The sequence below is a fragment of the Streptomyces sp. NPDC007025 genome (assembly GCF_042869455.1).
Taxonomy (GTDB): Bacteria; Actinomycetota; Actinomycetes; order Streptomycetales; family Streptomycetaceae; genus Streptomyces.
On the sequence record NZ_JBIAFT010000003.1, the window covers coordinates 208,988 to 231,069 of the forward strand.

20 protein-coding genes are annotated in these 22,082 nt (G+C 72.0%); 8 read left to right on the forward strand and 12 right to left on the reverse strand.

The features are described from left to right. Nucleotides 1–19: 19 nt before the first annotated feature. On the reverse strand, nt 20–1,036 hold the full coding sequence (locus ACFYMO_RS07315; RefSeq protein ID WP_366772253.1) for a methyltransferase: 1,017 nt from the start codon (nt 1,034–1,036) through the stop codon (nt 20–22). Between the two features lie 209 nt (nt 1,037–1,245). Here ACFYMO_RS07315 and ACFYMO_RS07320 point away from each other — a divergent pair, with 209 nt between their 5' ends. Beyond that, entirely contained in the window at nt 1,246–2,871 is a 1,626-nt protein-coding gene (locus ACFYMO_RS07320) for an FAD-dependent monooxygenase (protein ID WP_366772252.1), read from the forward strand. Between the two features lie 18 nt (nt 2,872–2,889). Then, on the forward strand, nt 2,890–3,915 hold the full coding sequence (locus ACFYMO_RS07325) for a methyltransferase (protein ID WP_388544870.1): 1,026 nt from the start codon (nt 2,890–2,892) through the stop codon (nt 3,913–3,915). A 110-nt stretch (nt 3,916–4,025) separates the two neighbouring features. Here ACFYMO_RS07325 and ACFYMO_RS07330 read toward each other — a convergent pair whose 3' ends face one another. Together ACFYMO_RS07330 and ACFYMO_RS07335 are read right to left on the reverse strand one after the other, a co-directional pair. Beyond that, nucleotides 4,026–4,952, reverse strand: coding sequence for an NADP-dependent oxidoreductase (locus tag ACFYMO_RS07330; protein WP_388544873.1), 927 nt, complete (start codon nt 4,950–4,952; stop codon nt 4,026–4,028). A gap of 155 nt (nt 4,953–5,107) precedes the next feature. Further along, nucleotides 5,108–5,602, reverse strand: a complete 495-nt coding sequence (locus ACFYMO_RS07335; protein ID WP_388544876.1) for a MarR family winged helix-turn-helix transcriptional regulator — start codon at nt 5,600–5,602, stop codon at nt 5,108–5,110. A gap of 117 nt (nt 5,603–5,719) precedes the next feature. Between ACFYMO_RS07335 and ACFYMO_RS07340 the strand changes: the two genes are divergently transcribed. The 3 genes from ACFYMO_RS07340 (at nt 5,720) to ACFYMO_RS07350 (ending at nt 8,307) form a co-directional block, all read left to right on the forward strand. Then, nucleotides 5,720–6,259: a hypothetical protein gene (locus tag ACFYMO_RS07340; RefSeq protein ID WP_388544879.1), complete on the forward strand. Its 540-nt coding sequence runs from the start codon at nt 5,720–5,722 to the stop codon at nt 6,257–6,259. 160 nt (nt 6,260–6,419) lie between these two features. Further along, a complete protein-coding gene (locus tag ACFYMO_RS07345; RefSeq protein ID WP_388544882.1) occupies nt 6,420–7,736 on the forward strand; it encodes a cation:proton antiporter in 1,317 nt (438 codons plus the stop codon). Nucleotides 7,737–7,896: 160 nt separating this feature from the next. After that, a complete protein-coding gene (locus tag ACFYMO_RS07350) occupies nt 7,897–8,307 on the forward strand; it encodes a hypothetical protein (protein WP_388544885.1) in 411 nt (136 codons plus the stop codon). A 450-nt stretch (nt 8,308–8,757) separates the two neighbouring features. On the opposite strand, the gene ACFYMO_RS07355 is transcribed toward ACFYMO_RS07350, so the two are convergent. Together ACFYMO_RS07355 and ACFYMO_RS07360 are read right to left on the reverse strand one after the other, a co-directional pair. After that, complete coding sequence (locus ACFYMO_RS07355) at nt 8,758–9,285, reverse strand: hypothetical protein (protein ID WP_366772286.1); 528 nt, start codon at nt 9,283–9,285, stop codon at nt 8,758–8,760. 122 nt (nt 9,286–9,407) lie between these two features. Continuing rightward, nucleotides 9,408–9,872 carry a helix-turn-helix domain-containing protein gene (locus ACFYMO_RS07360; RefSeq protein ID WP_388544888.1) on the reverse strand — a complete coding sequence of 155 codons (465 nt, stop codon included), beginning with the start codon at nt 9,870–9,872 and terminating at the stop codon, nt 9,408–9,410. 159 nt (nt 9,873–10,031) lie between these two features. On the opposite strand from ACFYMO_RS07360, the gene ACFYMO_RS07365 reads away from it, so the two are divergent. Next, nucleotides 10,032–11,012: an NAD-dependent epimerase/dehydratase family protein gene (locus ACFYMO_RS07365; RefSeq protein ID WP_388544891.1), complete on the forward strand. Its 981-nt coding sequence runs from the start codon at nt 10,032–10,034 to the stop codon at nt 11,010–11,012. On the opposite strand, the gene ACFYMO_RS07370 is transcribed toward ACFYMO_RS07365, so the two are convergent. Continuing rightward, nucleotides 11,009–11,884: a glycosyltransferase family 2 protein gene (locus ACFYMO_RS07370; protein ID WP_027759546.1), complete on the reverse strand. Its 876-nt coding sequence runs from the start codon at nt 11,882–11,884 to the stop codon at nt 11,009–11,011. The two genes, ACFYMO_RS07365 and ACFYMO_RS07370, sit on opposite strands and share 4 nt — an antisense overlap. A gap of 80 nt (nt 11,885–11,964) precedes the next feature. Here ACFYMO_RS07370 and ACFYMO_RS07375 point away from each other — a divergent pair, with 80 nt between their 5' ends. After that, nucleotides 11,965–12,657 (forward strand): transferase, encoded by a 693-nt coding sequence (locus tag ACFYMO_RS07375; RefSeq protein ID WP_366772244.1) that lies wholly within the window; start codon nt 11,965–11,967, stop codon nt 12,655–12,657. A gap of 83 nt (nt 12,658–12,740) precedes the next feature. Here the strand turns inward: ACFYMO_RS07375 and ACFYMO_RS07380 are convergent, their stop codons facing one another. From ACFYMO_RS07380 to ACFYMO_RS07395, 4 genes are read right to left on the reverse strand one after another with little or no spacing between them, the layout of a single operon-like run. After that, complete coding sequence (locus ACFYMO_RS07380; protein ID WP_366772243.1) at nt 12,741–13,607, reverse strand: LLM class flavin-dependent oxidoreductase; 867 nt, start codon at nt 13,605–13,607, stop codon at nt 12,741–12,743. Nucleotides 13,608–13,626: 19 nt separating this feature from the next. Next, on the reverse strand, nt 13,627–14,673 hold the full coding sequence (locus ACFYMO_RS07385; RefSeq protein ID WP_366772242.1) for a methyltransferase: 1,047 nt from the start codon (nt 14,671–14,673) through the stop codon (nt 13,627–13,629). Beyond that, a complete protein-coding gene (locus tag ACFYMO_RS07390) occupies nt 14,670–16,223 on the reverse strand; it encodes a peptide MFS transporter (RefSeq protein WP_366772241.1) in 1,554 nt (517 codons plus the stop codon). Before ACFYMO_RS07390 ends, ACFYMO_RS07385 begins: the two co-directional genes overlap by 4 nt. Beyond that, nucleotides 16,220–17,644 (reverse strand): NAD(P)/FAD-dependent oxidoreductase, encoded by a 1,425-nt coding sequence (locus ACFYMO_RS07395; protein WP_388544897.1) that lies wholly within the window; start codon nt 17,642–17,644, stop codon nt 16,220–16,222. The genes ACFYMO_RS07390 and ACFYMO_RS07395 overlap by 4 nt, the downstream gene beginning before the upstream one ends. A gap of 310 nt (nt 17,645–17,954) precedes the next feature. Between ACFYMO_RS07395 and ACFYMO_RS07400 the strand changes: the two genes are divergently transcribed. Further along, a complete protein-coding gene (locus ACFYMO_RS07400; RefSeq protein ID WP_388544899.1) occupies nt 17,955–18,485 on the forward strand; it encodes a VOC family protein in 531 nt (176 codons plus the stop codon). An 81-nt stretch (nt 18,486–18,566) separates the two neighbouring features. Here ACFYMO_RS07400 and ACFYMO_RS07405 read toward each other — a convergent pair whose 3' ends face one another. Next, nucleotides 18,567–19,778, reverse strand: a complete 1,212-nt coding sequence (locus ACFYMO_RS07405) for an NAD(P)/FAD-dependent oxidoreductase (protein WP_019358437.1) — start codon at nt 19,776–19,778, stop codon at nt 18,567–18,569. A gap of 88 nt (nt 19,779–19,866) precedes the next feature. Next, entirely contained in the window at nt 19,867–22,047 is a 2,181-nt protein-coding gene (locus tag ACFYMO_RS07410) for an MMPL family transporter (RefSeq protein WP_366772237.1), read from the reverse strand. Nucleotides 22,048–22,082: the final 35 nt, after the last annotated feature.

The window sequence follows — 22,082 nt, forward strand, 5'->3', positions numbered from 1 at the left end:
CTCTCTCGGACGGGCCCGCTCAGGCGGCCTTGCGGCAGATCACGAGCGTGTCGTAGTCGCTCAGCGGCAGCACCTCGGTGGAGGCGAACCCGGCGCGCTCGGCGTGCGCGACGGCCTCGGAGACCGGGTACTCGGAGCCGCCGTCGGTGACCAGCAGCATGTCGAGGCTGATGACCAGGTTCTCGACGTGGTCGGGCTGGTCGTCGAGCATCCGGTCGTAGATCAGTAGCGCGCCCCCGGGATTGACGGCGTCGAAGGCCTTGGTGACCAGTTCGCCGCGCTGCTGCTCGTCCCAGTCGTGCAGCACGTGCCCGAGGGTGACGACATCGGCGCTGGGCAGCGGGTCGGTGAAGAAGCTGCCGCCGTGGAAGGCGACCTTGCCGGTCAGCCCGTAGGAGGCGACGTGCTCCTCGAACAGCGGCTCCATCGGCGGCAGGTCGAAGACGTGCCCCGCGAGGTGCGGCTGCGCCTTGACGATGATGGAGCACAGGTTGCCGCGGGCGCCGCCGATGTCGAGCACGGAGTTGTGTCCGCTCCAGTCGAACTTGCCCACCAGTTCGGGGCCGACGACATGGGTGAGCGCGTCCATCATGCCGACGAACTGCCGCAGGATGTGCGGGTTGCGGGTGACCTCCTCGAAGTCGCTGCCCGACTGCTGCTCACCGGTGCGCAGCGCCTCGGTCAGCTTGCCCCAGGCGGGGTAGAGGTTGCGGTTGGAGCGCTCCAGGAAGCCGCCCACGTAGCGGTTGCTGCCGCGCACCAGGTAGGTGCCGGCGCCCTCCGCGTTGCCGAACCTGCCGCCCTCCTCGCGGGTGAGCAGGCCCAGCGCCGCCAGCAGGTTGAGCCAGTCGCCCAGTCCGCGGCCGTGCAGCCCCAGCTCCTTGCGGATCTCCTCCTCGGTCGCGGGGCCCTTCTGGTCGAGGGTGGTGAACAGACCCAGTTCGACAGCGGTCAGCAGCGCCTTCGCGTCGCAGAACGCGTTGCTCAGCCGGATGATTCCGGCCGGGGTGCTGACATCCAGGCTGGTGTGCGTCATGCGCAGGACTCCTTCCGAAACGGCACATGGCCTGGCGCCAGGGCCGCTCCGGGAGGGTCACACCGCGAAGTTGAGCGCCCCTCGAACCGCGGTGGGGACGGCGTCGGGTCCGTGCGCCCCCGCCGGATCTCCAGTGGCCCTCAAGGGGCCGTGGCTACTCATCAGGGGTGCCGAAACCGGCCAAGCCCAGTTGTTCAGAGGGGACATGCATGTATGACGTGAAGATCCCGGTGCTGATCGTCGGCGGTGGTCCCGTCGGGCTCTCCACCGCGCTGTTCAGCGGGCGGCGCGGCGTCCGCACGATGCTGCTGGAGAAGCGGGACAGCACCTCCATGCTCCCCCGCGCCCCGGGCCTGCAGGCCCGCACGATGGAGCTGTTCCGCGCCGCGGGGCTCGGGAAGGAGATCCGCGCCCTGGAGAAGGGGAACTCGCACGCCTACTTCGAGGGCGGGATCATCAAGGTCGACACCTTCTCCGACATCGACAACGCGGAACTGCTGGAGTCCCCGTCGCTGGACGGCCCGACGGTCAGCCCGGAGCGGGTGATGGGCTGCGGGCAGGACCGGTACGAGAAGGTGCTGGTCGCCAAGGCCCGGGAGTACGGCGCCGATGTCCGGTTCAACACCAGGCTGGTCTCCTTCGAGGCCGACGAGGAGGGCGTCACCGCCGTGGCCGAGGAGGCCGCGACGGGGAACCGGATCACCATCCGCGCCGACTATCTGGTCGGCGCCGACGGTGCGGGCAGCCGCGTCCGCAAGGCGCTGGGCGTCGAGCGGACCGGCCGCGGGACCGTCTTCAACGCGCTGAGCATCTACTTCCGGGCGCCGGAGCTGGAGACGCTGCTCAAGGACCGCAAGTTCATCCTGTGCTACGCCTCGGCGGGGGGCTCGCTGATGGGCCTCTCCCGGCTGCACGGCTGCGACCCGTGGCTGGCGGCACCCATCTACTACCCGGAGAAGGGCGAGACGCCGGACGACTACACCGACGAGCGCTGCGTGGAGATCGTCCGCCGCGCGGCCGGCAAGGACATCGACGTCGAGATCATGGACAAGGTGCCCTGGCAGGGCGCCCAGCTGGTCTCCGAGACCTTCCGGGTGGGCCGGGTCTTCCTGGCGGGCGACGCCGCCCATGTGCACCCGCCCGCGGGCGGCTTCGGAGCCAACACCGGCATCCACGACGCGCACAACCTGTCCTGGAAGCTGGCGGCCGTGCACGACGGCTGGGGCACCGACGCGCTGCTGGACACCTACGACGCGGAGCGCCGCCCGCTGGGCACGGCCATGTCCGAGCAGGCCCTGGTGCGCAACCGGATCCGGCACGGCTACGCCACCGAGCAGGACCGGAAGGACTTCGTCGACGACGTGATCATCACGCTCGGCTACCGGTACCGCTCCGCGTCCGTCGTCGGCGCCGAGGGCTCCAAAGTGCTCACCCCCGACTTGGAGCTGACGGGCGAGCCGGGCACCCGCGCGCCGCACGTGTGGCTGACGCGTGCGGGCACCGAGGGCGCCGAGCGGATCTCCTCCATCGACCTGTTCTGGGACGGCTTCGTCCTGCTGCACGGCCCGGACGGCGGGGCCTGGGCGAAGGCCGCGGTCAAGGCGGCCGAGCGACTGGGCGTGCCGCTGCGCACCCACGCGGTGGGCCCGGAGGAGGAGCTGCGGCCCGAGGACCGCGACTGGGCGGCCGCCTACGGGGTGGGGCCGGGCGGCGCCGTGCTGGTGCGGCCGGACGCGTTCGTGGCCTGGCGCTCGGCGGAGGGCACCTCGGCGGTGGCCGACCCGGACGCGGTGCTCGACGACGTGCTGGCGCGCGCCTCGGCGGCGGCCTCGTGACCGGGGCGGAGCGGGCCGATGACTGACGAGGTGACGGCCCGGGCCGGACAGGTGCTCGGCCAGGCCATGGCCTTCCAGCCGGCGAAGCTGGTGCTGGCCGGCGTACGGCTGGGGCTGTTCGCGGCGCTGGCCGAGGGGCCGCTGCCGGAGGAGCGGCTCCGCGAGCGGCTGGAGCTGGGGCGGCGCGGCTGCGACCACTTCCTCGCGGCGCTGGCCGAACTCGGCTTCCTGGAGCGCACGGCGGACGGCGCGTGGGCCAACACGCTGGTGTCGGGGCAGTTGCTGGTGCCCGGCGATCCGGCGTCGCTCAGCGGGTTCCTGCAACTCGCCGACCGGGTGATGTATCCGGCGTGGGACCGCCTTGCCGAGGGGCTGCGCAGCGAGGAACCGCAGGCGGCGACCTACTCCGGCGAGGACATGTTCGATCAGCTCTACGACAGTGAGGAGAAGAAGGACGGGCTGGTGCGGATGGCCGAGGACGCCAGCAGGCCGCTGATCCCCGCGCTGGCGGAGGTCTTCGACTGGGCGTCCTACGGCTCGGTGCTGGAGCTGGGCGGCTGCCGGGGCAATGTGCTGGCCGGACTGGTGGGCGCCCATCCGCATCTGGAGGCGCGGGTCTTCGACCTGCCGCAGCTGGAGGAGGACTTCGACGCGCACATGGCGGCGCTGGGGACGACCGGCAAGCTCGGCTTCCACGGCGGTGACTTCTTCGCCGGGCCGCTGCCCGAGGCCGATGTGCTGATGCTGGGGCACGCGCTGGTGGACTGGAACGACGACCAGCGCGCCCAGTTGGTGAAGAACGCCTTCGCCGGAGTGCGTCCCGGTGGTGCCTTCCTGGTGTGGGACCCGGTGATCGTCCCGGGTGAGGAGAGCTATCTGCGCAATCTGCTGCGCAGCCTCAACCTGCAGTTGATGACCCCGCACGGGAAGGGCTACACGCTGGCGCAGTGCACGGGGTGGATGCGCGACGCGGGCTTCGCCCGGGTCGAACACCGCTCGCTGGGCCACGACGTCACCTTGGTCATCGCCCACAAGGACAGCTGACCCGCGGTCCTCGCCCGTCCGCCCGCTCCCGCACCGGGGGCGGGCGGACGGGCGTGCGCGCGGGGGCCCAGGAGCTGGGCTGGGCTGGGCTGGGCTGGGCTGGGCGGATATCACTCCATGGTGAGCACCAGTTTGCCGTCCAGTCCGCCGGCTTCCCCGGCCCGGTGCGCCTCGGCCGCCTCGGCGAGCGGGATGGGCGGGTGGAGCGGCACCTCCAGGGTGCCGCGCCGCAGCAGCGCCAGGGCCTCGTCGAGCGCGGCGCCGGTGCGCCGGAGGCCGTCCCCGCCGCCGGAGAACCTGGCCCCCTGCGCCTGCGCGGCCTGCGGGGAGGCGAGAGTGAGGACCCGTGCGGCGCCGCCGCGGGCGAGCCGTACGGAGTCGCCGAGCACGTCGGCTCCCGAGACGTCCAGTACGGCGTCCACCCCGTGCGGCGCGGCGGCCGTCACCCGCTCGGGCCAGCCCTCGCCGTAGCGGACGGGGGTGGCCCCCAGCCGGCTCAGCCGCTGGTGGACCCGCTCCCCCGCGGTGCCGACCACCTGCGCGCCGCGGGCGAGCGCGAACTGGACGGCGAGGTTGCCGACGGCGCCGCCCGCGCCGTGCACGAGCAGGGTCTCCCCCGCGGCGATGTCCAGTTCCTCCAGCGCGCGGTGGGCGGCCTCCGCGGCGGAGGGCAGCCCGGCGGCGCGGTGCACGTCCAGGTCGCCGGGGCGCAGCCGCAGCATGTCGAGGTCGGCGACGAGCAGCGTGGCGTAGGCCTGCGAGGCATGGCCGAAGACCTCGTCGCCCGGCTCAAGGCTGCCGACACCGTCGCCCACCGCCTCGACGGTGCCCGCGAACTCCGACCCGGGGATGTGCGGCAGCGGCACCGGCATGACCGCTGCCATGGAGCCGCTGCGCAGCTTCCAGTCCAGCGGGTTGACGCCCGCGGCCCGGACGGCGACGCGCACCTGGTCGGGGTCCGGTTCGGGGACGTCGATACCGGTGGGCCGGAGCACTTCGGGGCCGCCGTACGCGGCGAAGGCGATGGCCTCGGGCATGGCGAGCACCTGCTTCCTGTGCGTGGGGGGAACGGGACTCACCGCCCCGCGTTCCCGGCACGCCTCCTCCCATGCCCGCCCGCCGGCCGGCGTCGCGCCGGTCGGGTGCGAGGCCGGTCGTTCCCGGCCGGTCGAGCACCGGCCCGGCCGGGGGCTCAGCCCGCCTCGCCCCGCAGCCGCCGCACATGCCGCTCCTGGAGTTCGCGGCTGCGCCGGGCGAAGTCCAGCAGGAGCTCCAGTTCGGGCAGCGAGTAGCGCTCCAGGAGGGCCGCGCCTTCCTGCGCGAGCGGGCCGTAGAGGTCACCGGCGCCGCGCTGGATCTGCTCGGTGGCGCGGACGAGGGACTTGCGGCGGTCGTGCGGGTCCGGCTCGCGGGTGAGGTAGCCGAGCCGGGCCAGCCGGTCGAGCATCGCGGTGACGCTGCCGGTGGTCAGGCCGAGCGCGGTGCCCAACTGGCTGGGGGTGGCGCTGTCGCGCTGGGTGAGGACGTCGAGGCAGTGCAGGTCGGTGCGGTTGATGCCGAGCCGGTCGGCGGCGGCGGCGTCCACCGCGTCGGTGGCGCCCTGCAGGGCGCGGACCTCGACGCCGAGCTGCTGCCGCAGCTCCTTCTCCTTCGGTTCGCGCGGCACGGGATCCTGTTCACTTGACATACAAGTATCTCGACTCTCAAACTAAAGGCGTCCGGTTACCTTGGCTTCCAAGATAACCGGTTCCCAAGGTATTCCCACCATCGGGTTGTTGCCCGGGTTCCAGAGAGGAACACTGCGATGAGCAACCAGCACACGGAGCACACACCGGACCGTGCAGAGGAGCAGGTCGAGCAGGTCGAAGCCTTCTACACCAATGTGAAGCGGCTGGGCCACTGGACCCGGTCCCGCACGATCGAGGTGCGCACCCGGCGCTCCTCCGTCCACCTCGACCTGCGCTCCGCCCAGCTCCCCGAGGGCGAGATCGAGCTGCGGCTGCACAGCGAGCGCAGCACCCTCAAGCTCCTGCTCCCCGAGGACGCGGTCCTCCAGGAGTCCGAGCTGACCCTGGTCGGACGCTGCAAGGTCAAGGACCGCGAACGGCACACCGAACACCACGGCCGCGTCGTGCGGCTCACCGGAACGCTCCAGCACGGCGAGATCCGCGTCGCCCGCGGCGGGGTCGCCACGCTCAGCGCGATGTTCTCCCGCGAGTTCCTCGACGACGCCCGCACCGCGCACCGGGACGGCACCGAACCGGTACTGCCCGACCCGGGCAAGGAGCACGCGGCACCGCGGACCGGGGCACAGCGCGAGCCGCGCACGAGCCCGCCTGCCTGAGCTCTCGAACCGCCCTCGAGCACGCCCCCGTAGCCTGCCCCTCCGGCACCGGAACCTGCCGGTCATGGCGGGTGCGGCCGGTCGTCCGGACGACCGGCCGCATCACTCGGTACTGCCCAGAACCGCCCAGTACCGTCCGGCACGCGCAGGGGGCGCCCGCATGACACCGGAGCAGGTCCAGTCCTTCTTCGCGGCGCTCGCCGCCGTCCTGGTGCTCGGCCGGCTGCTGGGCGCGGCAGCACGCCGGCTCGGGCAGCCCCCGGTGGTGGGCGAACTGCTCGCCGGGGTGCTCCTGGGACCCACCCTCTTCGGCGGCGCGGCGGCCCGCTTCCTCTTCCCGGCCGACATCCGGCCCCTGCTCGCGGCACTGGCGGACCTGGGGCTGGTGCTGTTCATGTTCCTGGTCGGCTACGAGTTGGACCTGACCCGGCTGCGCGGCACCGAACGCCTCGCGGTCTCCGTGTCCCTGTGCTCGGTGCTGGTGCCGCTGCTGCTGGGCGGGCTGCTGGCGCTGCACCTCGCCGACCGGCACGCCACCGGCGGCCGCGCCGCGTTCGTACTCTTCCTCGGCGCCGCGATGGCGGTCACCGCCTTCCCCGTGCTGGCCCGCATCCTCGCCGACAGCGGACTGGGGCGCACCCGGATCGGCGGCATCGCGCTGGCCTGCGCCGCGCTCGACGACGTCCTCGCCTGGTCCCTGCTGGCGGTCGTCGCCACCGTCGCGGGCGGCGGCGGCCAGTGGCGGATGCTGCTGGCGCCCGGCTATCTGGCCCTCATGCTGCTCGTCGTACGGCCCGGTCTGCGGTGGCTCTTCCACCGGCCCGGCACCGCGCGCCAGGCCGGCTGGCAGGGGTGGACACGCGACCATGTGACCCCCGACCAGCTCGTCGTGGTCCTGGCCGGGCTGCTGCTCTCGTCCCTGGCCACCGCCTGGCTGGGTGCCCACTTCGCCTTCGGTGCCTTCCTCTTCGGCGCCGTGCTGCCCCGCGACACCTCCCGGCAGCTGCGCCTCCAGCTCACCGACCGGCTGGAATACCTCACCCGGCTCCTGCTGCTGCCGGCCTTCTTCGTCGTCGCCGGACTCCAGGTGGACCTCTCCCGCACCGGAGTCCGCGGCCTGGGCGAACTCGGGCTGATCCTGCTGACCGCGGTGGTCGGCAAGTTCGCCGGCGCCTACGCGGGCGCCCGGCTCAACCGGGTGCCGCCGGTGCAGAGCGGGCTGCTGGCCGCACTGCTGAACACCCGCGGGCTGACGGAGCTCGTCATCCTGACCGTAGGACTGCAACTGGGCGTCCTGGACCGGGAGCTGTACGGCCTGCTGGTCGTCATGGCCCTGCTCACCACCGTCATGACGGGACCGCTGCTGCGGCTGCTCGGCCGCCGCCGCGGCGGCCCGACGGCGCTTGGCGACTTCGCCCACCCCGCGGAGCGCGCCCGGCCCACCCGCGCCTCCCCTGCGGCCTCCCGGGAGGGCTGAGCGGGCGGTGACCTCCAGGCCGGTACCGCCCGTCCCGTCGCCCCCCGGCGGATCGCGGGCACCATGGCTCCGTTCGTCTCGCCCTGCCAGACTGGCCGCCGAGTCGGCCTGAGACCCGGGGGGGACAGGTGTGAATGCTGTGTGGGCGAGCGTGGTCGCAGTGGTCGGAACGCTGCTGGGGGCCCTGACCACCGGTCTGTTGCAGCGCTGGGTGACCTCCCGCGCTGAACGAGCGGCCCGGTTGCAGAGACTTCAGGAGACCGCGACGGGCCTGGCGGACGCGTTGACCGACTACCGCGGGCGGCTCTACTGGGAGACGCGTCTGGCATCTCGGGCCGAGGCGACGCCCGAGCAGGAAGAGGCCACCCACGAGAGCTGGGCGGCCCGGTCGCGGGTGAACTACGCGATCAACCGGCTGCTCCTGGCCACGCAGGACGAACGCATCCTCCGGCTCGCGACCGAGGCCCGCAACGCGACATTCCACGTGCAGACCGGCACGTGCGCGCCGCCTGTCGCCCGGGAGCAGCAGTTCGCCTTCCTGGCGGCGGTCGCCGAGGCGTCGCGGAGCTGAGGAGCTGCCCCCGCGGCCGGCCGGCAGCAGACCGCCTGCTCGGGACTCCCGTTCGACGCGCCCTTCTCGAGATCGAAAAGACAACAGCTTCGAAGGCCGGTCAGGCTCGGAGAGCACCGACGCGAGCGGCGAGGCCGCGGAGATCCGATGTCGTACGTCCGGAGAGCAGCAGGCCGGAGATGAGGGCTTGGACGGCGGGGCGTGCATGGATCTCTTGCGGGGCACAGCGTTCGGCCGCCAGAAGGCTGGAGATGCACGCGTCTCTGCGCCCCCATCGGTTGTGGGCGTGGGCCATGTCCGTATACAGGCGAGCGCGTCGCTCGGTGGTGGGCAGCGCGGCGGGGTCGATGGCGTGTGCTGCGGCCAGTGCCCGTGCTGGGTCCCCGACGCTGTTCTCGGCTGAGACCAGATGCAGTTGCACGGTTGCGGGGCTGAAGCCGCCAAGGTCCCTCAGCCGGGTGTCACCAAGGCCGGAGCCTTCCAGGCGGCGGTGTAGGCGGCAGACTGCACCAGCAGTCCCCGCAGTGCGGTGCCCGACCGGCCGACCTCGCGCAGCTCGGGCGACTCGGCAGCGTTGAGCGCGAGGGTGAGTGCTTGGTCCTGCCACCCTGCTTTGCGTGCGAGGACGGCGAGTTGGCGTGCCGACTCGGCGACAACGAGTGGATCCCCGGCTGCCGCCGCCAGCTGCCGGGCCCGGTCGGCGGCCATCCACCCCAGTTGCTGCTCGTCCAACTTGATCAGGAGCCGGGTTGCAAGGAGATAGCTGCGGCCCAGCAGAGCGTGGTCCTTACTGTGGGCAGCGTGTGCTGTGCTGATGAGGCGCGGCAGGCGTACGGCGAGGCTGGCATACCCGCATGTGCGGTAGTCGCGGTGCGCGTGGTGGAGCTCGGCGATCACGTGCTCATGATTCTGGCTCGTGGCGGGGCTGCCGAGCCCGAGCATCGCGTCCCGCAGCCGTGCGACGAGGATCTCACCCATCTGAGCTTCGTGGGCCTGCGCAGGGGTCTCGCCGGGCGGACCCCCGACGTTCACCGCAGCAGCAGCAGCGCTGGCTGCGAGAAACTGCCGACGCCTCACGCTCTCACCGTCCTCCCTGCCCTTCAGCGTAGGCGCGGGAATGCGGGGATAGCGGCTGGTCGGTTCAGTGTGTCGGCCCGGCTGATGGAGTCGGGGAGCGGGCCGGGAGCTCCGGACGGGATGTCGAGGGCGTCAGCGAAGGCTCGGAAGGCATCGACCGTCATCGGGGAGATGCCGCGTTCCAGACGCGAGAGCTGCGCGGCTGAGTACCCGGTCTTCTGGCCCAGTTGCTCCAGCGTGACGCCCTGCTCCCGTCTGATGACGCGAATCAATTGGCCCGGGGCCAAGTGCTCCCTCGATGGGTGGACGGCAAACGGATGACCGGTCGCATCAAACCCCCCTGGTCGTGCTGCCGGAACACCCCTCGTAGGAGCAGAAGACGTGGTGGCGGTCACTTTTGCGTGAGATGCAAAGACCGTGCACGCCGACCCGATACCTCTCCCGATCCGCTCCCGGCTGAGGCGCAATCGGTGAGTGCGCCCCGCCACCTACGGCGGGGAGCGCCCACACCTACCGCATCAGGAGGCATCGTGACCGACACATATCTGTCAGAGCTGGCTGGGCGAACCGTCTTGGTAACGGGAGGCGCTGGGTTGATCGGCAGCCGCATCACCGGTCGCCTCCGCGAACTGGGAGCCCACTGACGCGTGCTGTGCACGCTCGACGCCTATCCCGCCCACACCTACCGGGACATCTTCGGCGTCGGCCTCGACAGCCCCGACGTCATCCGAGCAAGCATCACCGACGAGGCCGCCGTGACGCGTGCTGTTGACGGAACCGACTACATCATCCACGCCGCGGCGCTGGCTGACGTGGCAGCCTGCACCCGCCACCCGCATAACGCGATCGCCGCCAACATCTGTGGCACACAGACCGTGTTGGACGCTGCCGCCGCCAGCGACCGACTGCGCCGATTCGTGTTCGTCTCCTCTGCCAGCGTCTACGGCAACGGCGAGCCGGATAACTCTCCCCGCTGCGCCGAGTGGCGATCGATGCGGCAACTGCTGGAGTCCGTCTACGGACAGGCAGCCACGCTGTTCACCGAGGAGACGCCCCTGCGGCCCGTCTCGGTCTACGGCAGCACGAAGGCGTGGGGCGAGACCCAGACTCGGCTGATGCTGGGTGCGGTCGGTATCTCCCACACCGTCGTGCGTTACTTCTCCGTCTACGGAGAACCGCAGGTGGTCAAGGAGGACAGCCACTCATGGGTGGTCGCCTGGTTTGCCGTGCGCGCCGCTCTGGGGCTGCCGCTGTACCTGCACGGTGGTGGTCGGCAGATCCGCGACCTGGTGCATGTCGACGACGTGGCTGCCGCCACAGTACGCAGCCTGGTTGCACCGCGCGCACACAACGAAACCGTCAACGTCGGAACTGGAACGCCTACAAACGTGCGCACCGTGGCCGACCTGATTGCCGAACACTTCCCCGGCACACAGTTGCTGGAGGCTCCGATGCCTTCTGGTGACCCGCTGGGCGGCTACGCCTCACCGCACCGGCTGGCCGCGACACTGGAGTGGAAGCCCACCATCACGGTCGCCGACGGGGTGGCCCGTTATGTGCGGTGGCTGGGCAGGACCCCGGATGCGGTACCGGACTGGCTGCTCGCCGAGAGGGCTGCGAGCGCCTAGAGCACCGGAGGCCGACCGAGGCGGGTCATGCGCCAGACCGTGGCCCACCTCATCGGCTGCCGCGGCGGGCACGAGGTGCGCACGCCTTCTGCGAACCCTCCGAACCAGGCGCGGAGCCCGTCCCACGAACGCGTCCGGGCCAGAGTGAGAAGCGTCCATGCACCCAGGTAGGCGGGGACGAGTGGTGCGGGCAGGTGGCGTTTGGCCAGCCATACCCGGTTGCGGGCGACCATGCGGTGGAAGACCGCGTGCCGGGTCGGTGACGTCCACGGGTGCTGGAGCACCAGGGCGGGTTCGTAGACCACCTTCCATCCCGCGTCCAAGGCACGCCAGGCCAGGTCCGTCTCCTCGTGGGCATAGAAGAAGGCGTCGGGCCAGCCGCCGGTCTGCTCCAGCATCCGGGCCGAGAGGGCGTGCCCGCCGCCGAGGAAGGTGGTGACCGGACCGCCCCGCATCGGATCCCCGGCCCTCAGCCGCGGAACGTGACGCCGCTGGGTACGGCCGCGCTCATCGCAAATACGGAAGCTGACGATGCCCAGCCGCTCGTCCTGCTCGTACAGGGCGGCCAGGCGGGCGAAGGCGTCGCGGCTGATCAGCAGACCGTCATCGTCCAGATCCACCACCACATCGACGTCCCCGAACTCCGCCAGACAGGCAAGGGCCGTGTTCCGGCCGCCGGCCACGCCCAGGTTCTCCGTCAGCTCGAGGCCGGTCACTCCATCCTGGAGCGCGGGCAGTGGCGCCCCGTTCCCGACCACCACCACCCGCTGCGCGGGCGTCTCCTGCATGGCCACCGACTCCAGCAGTTCCATCAGTTCGGCTGGTCGGTTGCCCATCGTCAGGATGGCGACGCCGATGCGCGGACTACTCACAGATGAACGCTCCGTCTCTCGGGACTGACGCAGATGCTGACGATCCCGGGCAGCGGGCCGACCGCAAGAGAGAGGTCTTCATGCCCCGACTACGTATCGGCGACTACCTCACCGCACCCAGCGCCGGGATGCTCGCAGACACCCCGTATGCCGACATGAACGACGCAGAGCTGGCTGACTTCCTGGCGTCGTGGGACGACTGGCACCGCCAGGCCCTCGCGCGACTCCCCCACCCTCACCGTATCCACCCCACTGCCGAGATCCATCGAACGGCCCTCATCGGAGAGGACGTCATCATCGGCCCCGGCGTGCGGGTGTGGGAGTTCTCCACCGTACGGTCCGGCTCGGTACTCAGCGCAGGAGTAAGCGTCGGCTTCAACTGCGAAGTCACACGGTCGTTCCTCGGTGAAGGCACGATTCTCGGGCACCGCATCGGTCACAATCGCACCCTCGTCGGTGACGAGGCCCATCTGTCCGCCAACGTCACCGTCGCCGCCATCAGTATGTGGAGCACTCACATGGCGCAGCCGGAGCGCGAGATCCGGTTTCGCGCCCCTGGTGGGATCTACCGCTGCGGAACGCCCCGCTTCGGGGCGCTCCGTGGCGACCGCGTCCAGACCGGCCACAACATCAGCCTGGGTCCAGGGCTTGCCATCGGGCGGTACTCACGCATCGCCGGCGGCGTCACCCTGGCTGGACGCACCCTCCCGGAGCGCAGCACCGTGACCGCGCCGCACACCGCCGAAGCGCACGTGCGTCGGCGGCGGGCGTAGCTCCGGCACCGTCCGGAGGCGCCGACCCACGCCGAGCAGCGCCCGCACCCTGCGGCGGCGGCGCGATTCCTGGGAGCGCGGCGTCAGCCAAGGGCGGCCTCCGCCAGGAGGTCGAGCTGTTCGGGTGCGGCGGTGCAGGGGAAGACCAGCAGCTCGTCGCAGCCGGCCGCGGCGTAGGCGGCGGCCGTCTCGCGCAGGGAGTCCGCGTCGGTGAGGACGGCCTTGGCGGCCATCTCCGCCTTGGGGCCGATGAACGCGTAGTAGGCCCGCAGATAGCGCTCGGCGGTGGCGCGCGCCTCCGGCCCCAGGCAGGCGTAGACCAGCGCGACCAGCCGCGGGCTGTCGCTGCGGCCCGCGGCGCGCCAGGCGTCGCGGGCCTGCTGCGCCAGGTCGGCGTAGGCCGTGGCCGAGCTGCCGCCCGCGATCCAGCCGCCCGCGTGCCGGGCTGCCCGCCGCATCGCCGCCGGGGTGTGGCCGCCGACGATCAGTTCGGGGCCCGGTGCCGCCGGGAAGGGCCCGATGCCTGCGACGCCGGTGTCGGTCTCCTTGCCGTCCCAGACGTTGCGCAGTTCGGTCAGCAGCGCGTCCAGCCGGCGCCCCCGGTCGTGGTACGCGGCGCCGGTCGCCTGGAAGTCGTCCTCGCGGCCGCCCGCCGCGGCGCCGACCACCAGCCGGCCGCCGGAGATCTCGTGCAGGGTGGCGAGCTGCTTGGCCAGCAGCGCGGTGCCGGGCCGGTAGGCGGCCAGCAGGACGCTGGTCGTCAGCCGGATCCGTTCGGTGACGGCGGCGGCCGCGGTGAGCGCGGTGAGGGGTTCGTAGCTGTCGTAGACGAGCCGGTCCAGGACGCCCAGCGCCGAGAAGCCGTGCTCCTCGGCGCGGGCCGCCCACCGGACGAGGCGCCGCCCGTCGACGTCGGGCACGGTGGTGGGCAGGCCCACTCCGATCTCCACAGTCGGTCTCCTTGTGTCGTCAGGACGTGGCGGCCGTCGGTTTGCGGGCGGCCAGGAGCGTGTTGCCCAGCGGCAGCGGCCGGGAGGTCACCCCGGTGAATCCGGCCTGCTCCATCCACCCGGCGCAGTGGTCGGGGTGGTATCCGGCTCCCGCCGGGGTCATGACCAGCATGTGCAGGCTGGCGATCAGCGAGGCCAGTTCGGGCTTGTCGCCGTTCATCGGGTCGTAGACGAGCAGCGCCCCGCCCGCGTGCACGGCCGTGTACGCCTTCTCGATCAGCGCGCGGCGCTCGTCGCGGGAGAAGTCGGCCAGGACATGGCCGATGACGACGACGTCGGCGGGCGGCAGCGGGTCGGTGAAGAAGTCGCCCCCGACGAAGCCGGTACGGCCGGCCACCCCCAGGTCCGCGGTGTGCTCGGCGCAGGGTCCGGCGTTCTGCGGCCGGTCGAAGACGGTGGCCGTCAGCCCGGGGCGCTCGCGCACGATGCGCGCCGCCAGGTTGCCGCGGGCGCCGCCCACGTCGGTGAGGGTGGCGTACCCGGACCAGTCGAGCGCCGCCAGCAGATGCGGGATCAGCGGCTGGCTGAGCGAGTCCTGCATGGCCAGGAACATCCGGCGGGCCTGCGGGTCGCTGAGCATGGCCTCGAAGTCGCCCTCGGCCTGCGGTTCCCCGGTGCGCAGCGCCTCGGTGAGCCGCCCCCAGGCCGGGTAGAGCACGAACCCCGCGCCCTCCAGGAAGCCGCCCTGGTAGTCGGGGCCGCGGACCAGGTGCCGCTGGGCGGTGTCGCTGTTGCGGTAGCGGCCGTACTGCCGCTCCAGCAGGCCGACGGCGGTCAGCGCGTCGAAGAAGTCGGAGGCGGCCCGCGGGTGCAGACCCAGCGCGGCGCGCAGCTCCTCGGCCTCCGCGCTGCCGTCGGCCGTCTGCGCGAGAGCGGAGAAGACGCCCAGCTCCAGCGCGCTCAGCAGTAGTTTGGAGGCCGCGAAGCCGAGCCCCAGCCGGGCCAGCTCCGAGGTCTGGGGGGTGTCGAGGGTGGCGGACTCGGGTGCCGGGGGCAGCGAGGTCATGCGCGGTCACCTTCCTTGACGGTCGCGGGCGCGGTGCCCCCGGGCGGTTCCTCGGCGTCCGCGCCCTCGGGGGCCAGGCCGCGGGCCACGGCGTGCCGCCGCAGGGCCAGGGCGCCGCCGACGGACAGCGCCAGCACCGCGAGCAGCAGGTAGTACAGCGCCTCGGGAATCACGTCGATCAGCCGGACCAGGCCGCTGCCGGCGCCGCCGCCGAGTGCCGCGAACAGCCAGAGCAGTCCCAGCATGTGCGCGATGAACCGGCGCGGCAGGACGTCGGCCACGGCGGCGATGCCCACGGCGGCGACGATCAGTTCGCCGCAGGCGTGCATCAGATAGACCACCAGCAGCCACACCGGGGAGACTTTGGTGTCGCCGGAGGCCAGCCCGGCGGCCACCGCCATGATCAGGAAGCTGACGCCGGTCAGCAGCAGGCCGGCGGAGAACTTGGCCGGTACGCCGCCGCGTCCGCCGCCGTGCTTGAGCAGCAGCCAGGCGAACACCGGTGCCAGCACCAGGATGAACAGCGGGGTGGCCGACTGCAGCCAGCTGACCGGCACTTCGAATCCGAGCACGTCGCGGTCGGTGGAGTTCTTGGCGAACAGCGTGAGCGAGGAGCCGTCCTGGGCGATGAGCGACCAGAACAGCGTCGATCCGAGGAAGATCCACAGGAAGGCGCGCAGCCTCCTGCGGTCCGGCGGCCCCAGCTCGGGGCTGCGGTAGAGCACGGTGTAGGCGACGACGGGCGCGACGATGGTGACCATGCCGACGAGGGCGATGCCGCTGCCCGCCGTCAGCGCGCCGCCCGCCGCCATCCCGCACAGCAGCAGCACGAGGACGGCCGCGACGGCGCCGGTCAGGCGCTTGACGCGGCGGGCCGATGCCGCGTCCAGCGGCCGGCCGGGCCGGTCGCCCACCCCCTGGAACTGCGGCCGGGCCAGCGCCACCTGGATGGTGCCGATCAGCATCGCGGTGCCCGAGACGGCGAAGCCGAGTCGCCAGTCGACGCGTTCGCCGAGGAACCCCGCGATCAGCGGCGAGGTGAGGGCGCTGACCTGGATGCCGACGTAGATCAGCGAGATGCCGGCCTCGCGGCGGCCGCCGTCCTTGAACATCAGGTTGAGCAGGGCCTGGTGGTTGGGCTTGTACAGGCCCATGCCGACGGCCAGCAGAATGAGCGCGAGCGGCGTCAGCCACAGCAGCGGTGTGGCGAGCGCGAAGTGGCCCGCGGTGGTGACGGCGGCGCCGAGCACCAGGGTGCGCCGCGGGCCGAGCAGCCGGTCGGCGACCCAGCCGCCGGGCAGGCAGAGCATGAACGCCAGCCCGATCCAGGCGCCGAACAGCGCGGCGGCGTCCGCCTTGGCGAGCCCGAGCCCGCCCTCGTCGCGGGGCGCGACGGCGAACAGCACGAGGATCGCCTGCATGCCGAAGAAGCCGAAGCGCTCCCACAGGTCGCTCATGAACAGGGTGCGGAACCAGTTGGGCCAGGGCCGCAGCGAGGTGGTGGCGGCCGGTGCGCCGTCCGCCGCGGGGGCCGGTTGCTGAGCTGTCATGCCGCCGGGCCTCCCTGGGGAGCCGCCTCGGCGGCGCCGGAGCGTGCCAGTCGCAGCTGCGGGTGGAAGGCGAGGTAGAGGCCGCCGACGGCGTTCTGCTCGCTCATCGGGGCCTGCTTCTGCTCGTGGACCTTGTTCAGGTTGGCGAGCGGGTTGGGGTCGCCGCTCTCGGCGCCGTTCAGATGGGCGTGCACGCTGGCGTACACGTCCTGTGCGTCCTCCATGTCCGCGATACCGGTGATGATCCGGTCGAAGGCGTCCTGGAGGTTGAGGTTCTCGCGCTGCGCGGAGGTGAGCTTCTGCGCGTTGTAGAAGTGGTGCTCCTTGCCGCGGTAGCTCTCGTAGAAGACCGAGACCAGCACCAGCAGCCGCTCGTAGGCGTGCTGGTAGACGGTGTTGAAGAACTGCCAGGCCTCTTCCTCCTCGACCTCACCGCGGATGACGCTGCCGAGTGCGGCGCTGGCCAGCATCGCGCTGTAGGTGGCCAGGTGGACTCCGGTGGACAGCAGCGGGTCGAGGAAGCACGCGGCGTCGCCGCACATCAGATAGCCCGGGCGGCCGAAGTTCTCCGCGGTGTAGGAGTAGTCCTGCTCGACCTTCATCTCACCGACCTGCTCGGCGCCGCCGAGCAGGTCGGTGACGGCCGGGCAGTCGGCCAGCACCTGGTCGTAGACCTCCTGGACGCCGCCGAGGCGGTTGCGCTTCTCGTTGAAGATGTCCCGCCCGGTGACCAGGCCGATGCTGGTGGTGCCGTCGTGCAGCGGGATCACCCAGAACCAGCCGTCGGGTGCCGAGCAGACGGCGATGGCGCCCTCGGGGCCCCGGTCGAGCGGCTTGACGTTCTTCCAGTACGACCAGGCGGCCACGTTGCGGAAGATCTCGTGGTACTGGCGGTTCTTGACGTGCCGCGCCGCCATGACGCCGCCGCGCCCGGAGGCGTCGATGACGTAGTCGAAGGCGATGCGGCCACTGCGGTCCGGGTCCTTGGTGCCTGCCCAGCGGGCGGCGACCGGCCGCTCCCCCGCGAACTCCAGCTCCTTGACGGTGACGTTCTCCACCACCTCGACGCCCAGCGAGGCGGCGTGCCGCAGCAGCAGCTCGTCGAACTCGGAGCGGACGACCTGCCAGGCGTTGGTGCCGTCGTCGCCCAGGCTGTCGAACTTGACCTCCCACTCCTCCGGGCCCCAGAAGAAGTAGGCACCGCCCTTGGGCTGGAAGCCGTGGGACTGCACCTTGTCCCAGACGCCGAGGAGTTCGAGTATCGGGCGGCACGAGGGGAGGATCGACTCGCCGATGTGGTAGCGGGGGAACTGGTCCCGTTCCAGCAGGGTGACCTCGAAGCCCTGCTTGGCCAGCAGTCCGGCCGCCGTGGACCCGGCAGGCCCGCCCCCGATGACGAGGATCTGGGTGGAACCGCGCATGAACTTCTCCATTCCTCCGGGGCCCAGGACAGATCGGGTGGAAGGCTCGGACCCTCCCGGGCACGGTGCGCCGGGCTGCCGGAGGAGCGGTGGAGACGGCCTCAATGCCCGGCGGTGTCCCCGGTGTGTCCCCCGCGAGACCCCCCACCCCGGCGCTTTCCCGGGCCGTGCGCGGGTGCCGGGGCAGGCACAACCGGTTCGAGAGCCGGTGGAGGCCGAGCGGGGCAGCTCCAGCGGGGCTCGAGCGGGGTGGAGTCTGCTGGGCGGCGCCCGGGAGCGGCCCGGGTCAGTCGAAGCGAAGGAGACCACCATGCGTGCAAGAGCCATCCGCACCCTGGCCGTCAGCACGGCGAGCGCGGCGGTGCTGTCCGTCGGGCTGGTGGCGGGCGCCCCGAGCAGCGGTGCGCAGCCGGCGGCGGCCAAGGCACCGTCGACGGCCGAGATCGTGCGGTACGGGCAGCCGAGCCTCTACACCAGGAACATCGACAAGATGCTGGACTTCTACCACGAGGCGTTCGGCTTCCAGGTCGACTTCCGTTTCCCGGCCGAGGGGGACGCCGTCTTCGGCACGGTCAGCCTCGGCGACAGCTACTACCTCACGTTCGCCACCTACGACGTGATCAAGCAGTCCACGCCGCTGCGGCACATCGGCCGCTCGCTGCGCAAGCAGTCCGAGATCGTGGTGATCACCAGCGATGTGGACGCGCTGTACGCGAAGGCCCGGCAGGCGGGCGCGCGGGGCCTGATGGCGCCCAAGGACCAGCCGTGGGGCGAGCGTTCGGCCTACGTCGCCGACCCGGAGGGCAACCTGGTGCAGCTCTCCACGCACAACGAGTCCTGATCCGCGCCGTGCGGTCCGGGACAGCGGCGGAGGGGGTACGCGGACCGGGCGTACCCCCTCCGGCTGTCCGGGACCGCACGTTCAGGCCGCGCGGCCCGCGGGCGCGGGCCGGACCTCCTCGTCCCAGTCGACGCGGTAGGAGTAGACCGGCTCGGTCGCCTTGACGCCGAGCTTGAGGAAGAACGGCAGCACCAGGTCGCGCAGGGCGCGCTGGAAGCCGTTGGCCGCCGCCTTCTGGTTGCCGGTCCGGCGCCCCTCCTTGATGATCTTCTCGACCCGGTCCTTGCGGATGTCCTGGAACGCCGCGAAGGCCCGCTCCACCTGCGGGATGTCCCGCAGGCACTTGGCCAGCACGATCGCGTCCTCCATCGCCATCGACGCGCCCTGGCCGACGTGCGGCGAGGTGGCGTGCGCGGCGTCGCCGACCAGGCAGACCCGCCCCTTGTGCCAGGTGGGCAGCGAGGGCATGTCGTAGATGGGGTAGCCGATGATGCCGTCGGCGGTGTCCTCGATCAGCTGCGGCACCGGGTAGTGGTCCTTGCGGTGCCGCTCCAGCAGCCGGCGCTGCCACTCCTGGTGCTCGACGGCCTCGATCTCGCCGCGTGCGGGCTCCCGCTCGTGGTGGTAGTTCTCGAACCAGTAGATCTCCCCGCCGGGGGTGGTCTGGTGGCCGAAGAACCCCTCCAGGCAGAACGACATCCGCATGGTGCCGTCCTCGGGAGCCCCGTGCCGGGAATGGGTGTACCCGGCGGTGCCGATCACTCCGGTGTAGGCGGGCTTGGGGGCGTTGGGCAGCACGGTGTAGCGGGTCTTGGAGTGGATGCCGTCGCAGCCGACGAGGAAGTCGCCCTCGGCGGTGGTGCCGTCGCGGAAGCGGACCGACACGCCCTCGTCCGTCTCGGTGACGCTCTCGAAGAACTTGCCGAACTCCATCGGCACGCCGCGCTCGACCGCCGCCTCGCGCAGCGCCTGGTTGAGCCGTCCCCGCGTCAGCAGCACGGTCTCGGCCGGGTTCTGGCCGAGCTGCCGGCCCTTGTGGTTGAGGAAGGCGGTGTTGCGGGTGAGGGTTCCGCTGCCGGAGACCTCCTCGGCGATGCCCAGGGTCTCCAGGACGGCGATCCCGTTGGGCGCCAGGTTCAGAAAGGCCCCCGCGTCGTCCCTCGGCTTCTCGCTGCCCTCGTAGACGACGGCGTCCACGCCGATGCGCTGGAGGAACATGGCCAGGACGGGCCCGGCGATACCGCAGCCGATCAGCAGCGCTCTGCGGGGTCGTACGGACTGGGTGCCGCTCATGGATCAACCTCGTTCTCTGCGGGGTGCGTTGATGTGCGGGTCGGTGCGGTCGTGCAGGTATCGAGTGTCGCCGATCGATGCCCGTCCGTCAGTCGATATCCAGACGTGGCAGGATTCGTTCCACCGGACGCGGCAGCCACCAGGCGCGCGGCCCCAGCAGCCGCAGCACGGCGGGGACGAGCAGGCAGCGGATGACGACGGCGTCCATGAAGATCGCGACGGCCAGCCCGAAGCCGAACTGGCGGAGCATCCGGTCGTCGCTGAGGAAGAACGAGCCGAACACCACGATCATGATGGCCCCGGCCGCGGTGACGACGGCGCCGGTGCGGGCCAGTCCCTCCCGGACGGCCGCGGTGTGGTCGCCGGTGCGCAGCCACTCCTCGCGCATCCGGGAGAGCAGGAAGACCTCGTAGTCCATGGAGAGCCCGAAGACGATCGCGAAGATCATCACAGGCAGGTAGGCCTCGATGGGCCCCGCCTGTTCGCCCAGCCAGCCGTTCTGGAACACCAGGGTGATGGCGCCCAGCGCGGCACCGATGGACAGCAGGTTGAGCAGCGCGGCCTTCAGCGGGATCAGCAGCGAGCGGAAGACGGCGGCCAGCAGCAGCATGGACAGCCCCACGACGATGGCCACGAACAGCGGCATCCGCGCTGCGACCGTGTCGGAGTAGTCGATGACCGAGGCGGTGGCGCCGCCCAGCAGATAGTCGGCGCCGGTGCGTTCCGAGAGGCCGGGCAGCACCTCCTCGCGCAGCTGGTGCACCAGGTCGGTGGTCGCCTCGTCCTGCGGCGCCGTCTTCGGATAGGCCAGCACGGTGGCCGCCTCGCCGTCCCCGGTCGGGATGACCCCGCTGCTGCCCGCGATGCCGGGGGTGTCGCGCAGTGCCGTCGTCAGGGAGCGGGCCGCTGCCCGGACGTCGCCGTCCTCGGGCGGGGCGACGGCGATCACCAGCGGGCCGTTGACGCCGGGGCCGAATCCGTCGGCGAGCCGGTCGTAGGCCTCCCGGCTGGTGCTGCCCTGCGGGTCGTTGCCCGCGTCGGCGAAGCCGAGCCGCATGCCGAGCATCGGCGCGGCCAGCGCGCCGAGCGCGACCACGGCCAGCACCAGCACCGCGACCGGGCGGCGCTGCACGGCCGCGCCCAGCCGGCGCCAGCCCGCGCCCTCCTCGGACTTGCCCCGCTCGGCGCGTTTGGCGGCACGGGCCCGGAACTGGCGCTCGAAGCGCTTGCCGAAGACGGCCAGCAGCGCGGGCAGCAGGGTCAGCGAGGCGAGCATCGTGACCAGGATGGTCAGCGCCACCGCCAGCGCGGCCCCGCGCAGCGCGCCCAGGCCCAGCGCGACCAGCCCCAGCAGGGCGATGATCACGGTGCAGCCGGCGACGGCGACGGTCCGCCCGGCGGTCTGGAGGGCCCGCCGCGCCGCTTCGGCGGTCTCGGCGCCGCTGGTGAGTTCGGTGCGGTACCGGGCGAAGACGAGCAGCGCGTAGTCGATGCCGACGCCGAGGCCGACGAGCATCATGACGTACGGGGCCCACGTGGCGACGGTGAACAGGTGGGAGACGAGCACGATGGCGCCGAGGGTGGTGCCCACGGCGAACAGCGCGGTGATGACGGGCAGTCCGGCGGCGACCACGGTGCCGAACATGAAGACGAGGATGACCAGCGCCGCGAGGATGCCGGCTCCCTCCGCCGCGCCGCCGGAGTCGGCCGCCAGTTCGCCGGCCGCCTCGCCGCCGAGCTCGACGCGCACCCCGTCGCCCGCCGCGGTGCGCGCGGTCTCCAGGATGCGCCGGGTGTCGGAGACCTCCATCTCCTCGGCGGGCCGGTCGAGGGTCACGGTGGCGAAGGCCGTGGTGCCGTCCGGGGAGAGCGAGGAGGGGTCGGCGAAGGCGCCGCGCACCTCGTCGACCGCGGGCAGGCCGGCGACCTTCGCCTCCATGGCGCCGACGGCCCGGCGGACCGCCTTCCCGCGCAGCCCGTCCGGGTCGTGCAGCACGATCTCCAGGGAGCCGCCGCCCTGCCCGGAACCGTGCTCCTCCAGCAGCTCGACGGTGCGCTGGGTCTCGGTCCCGGGGATGGAGTAGTCGTCGCGGTAGCGGTCCCCGGCGCTGGAGGCCGCCGCCCATATCCCGGCGAGCACCACGGCCCACAGGACCAGCGCGGTCCATCGGTGGCGGTGCGCGAAGACGGCGGATCTGGCGAACAGTCCACCGCCGTCCGGCTGCGCTGCCGGGGCGGTGGAGTGCGTACGGGGTGGCGTGCCGGTCACGGTTCCTCCTCGGGCACGCGGTCGGCTGGTCCGCG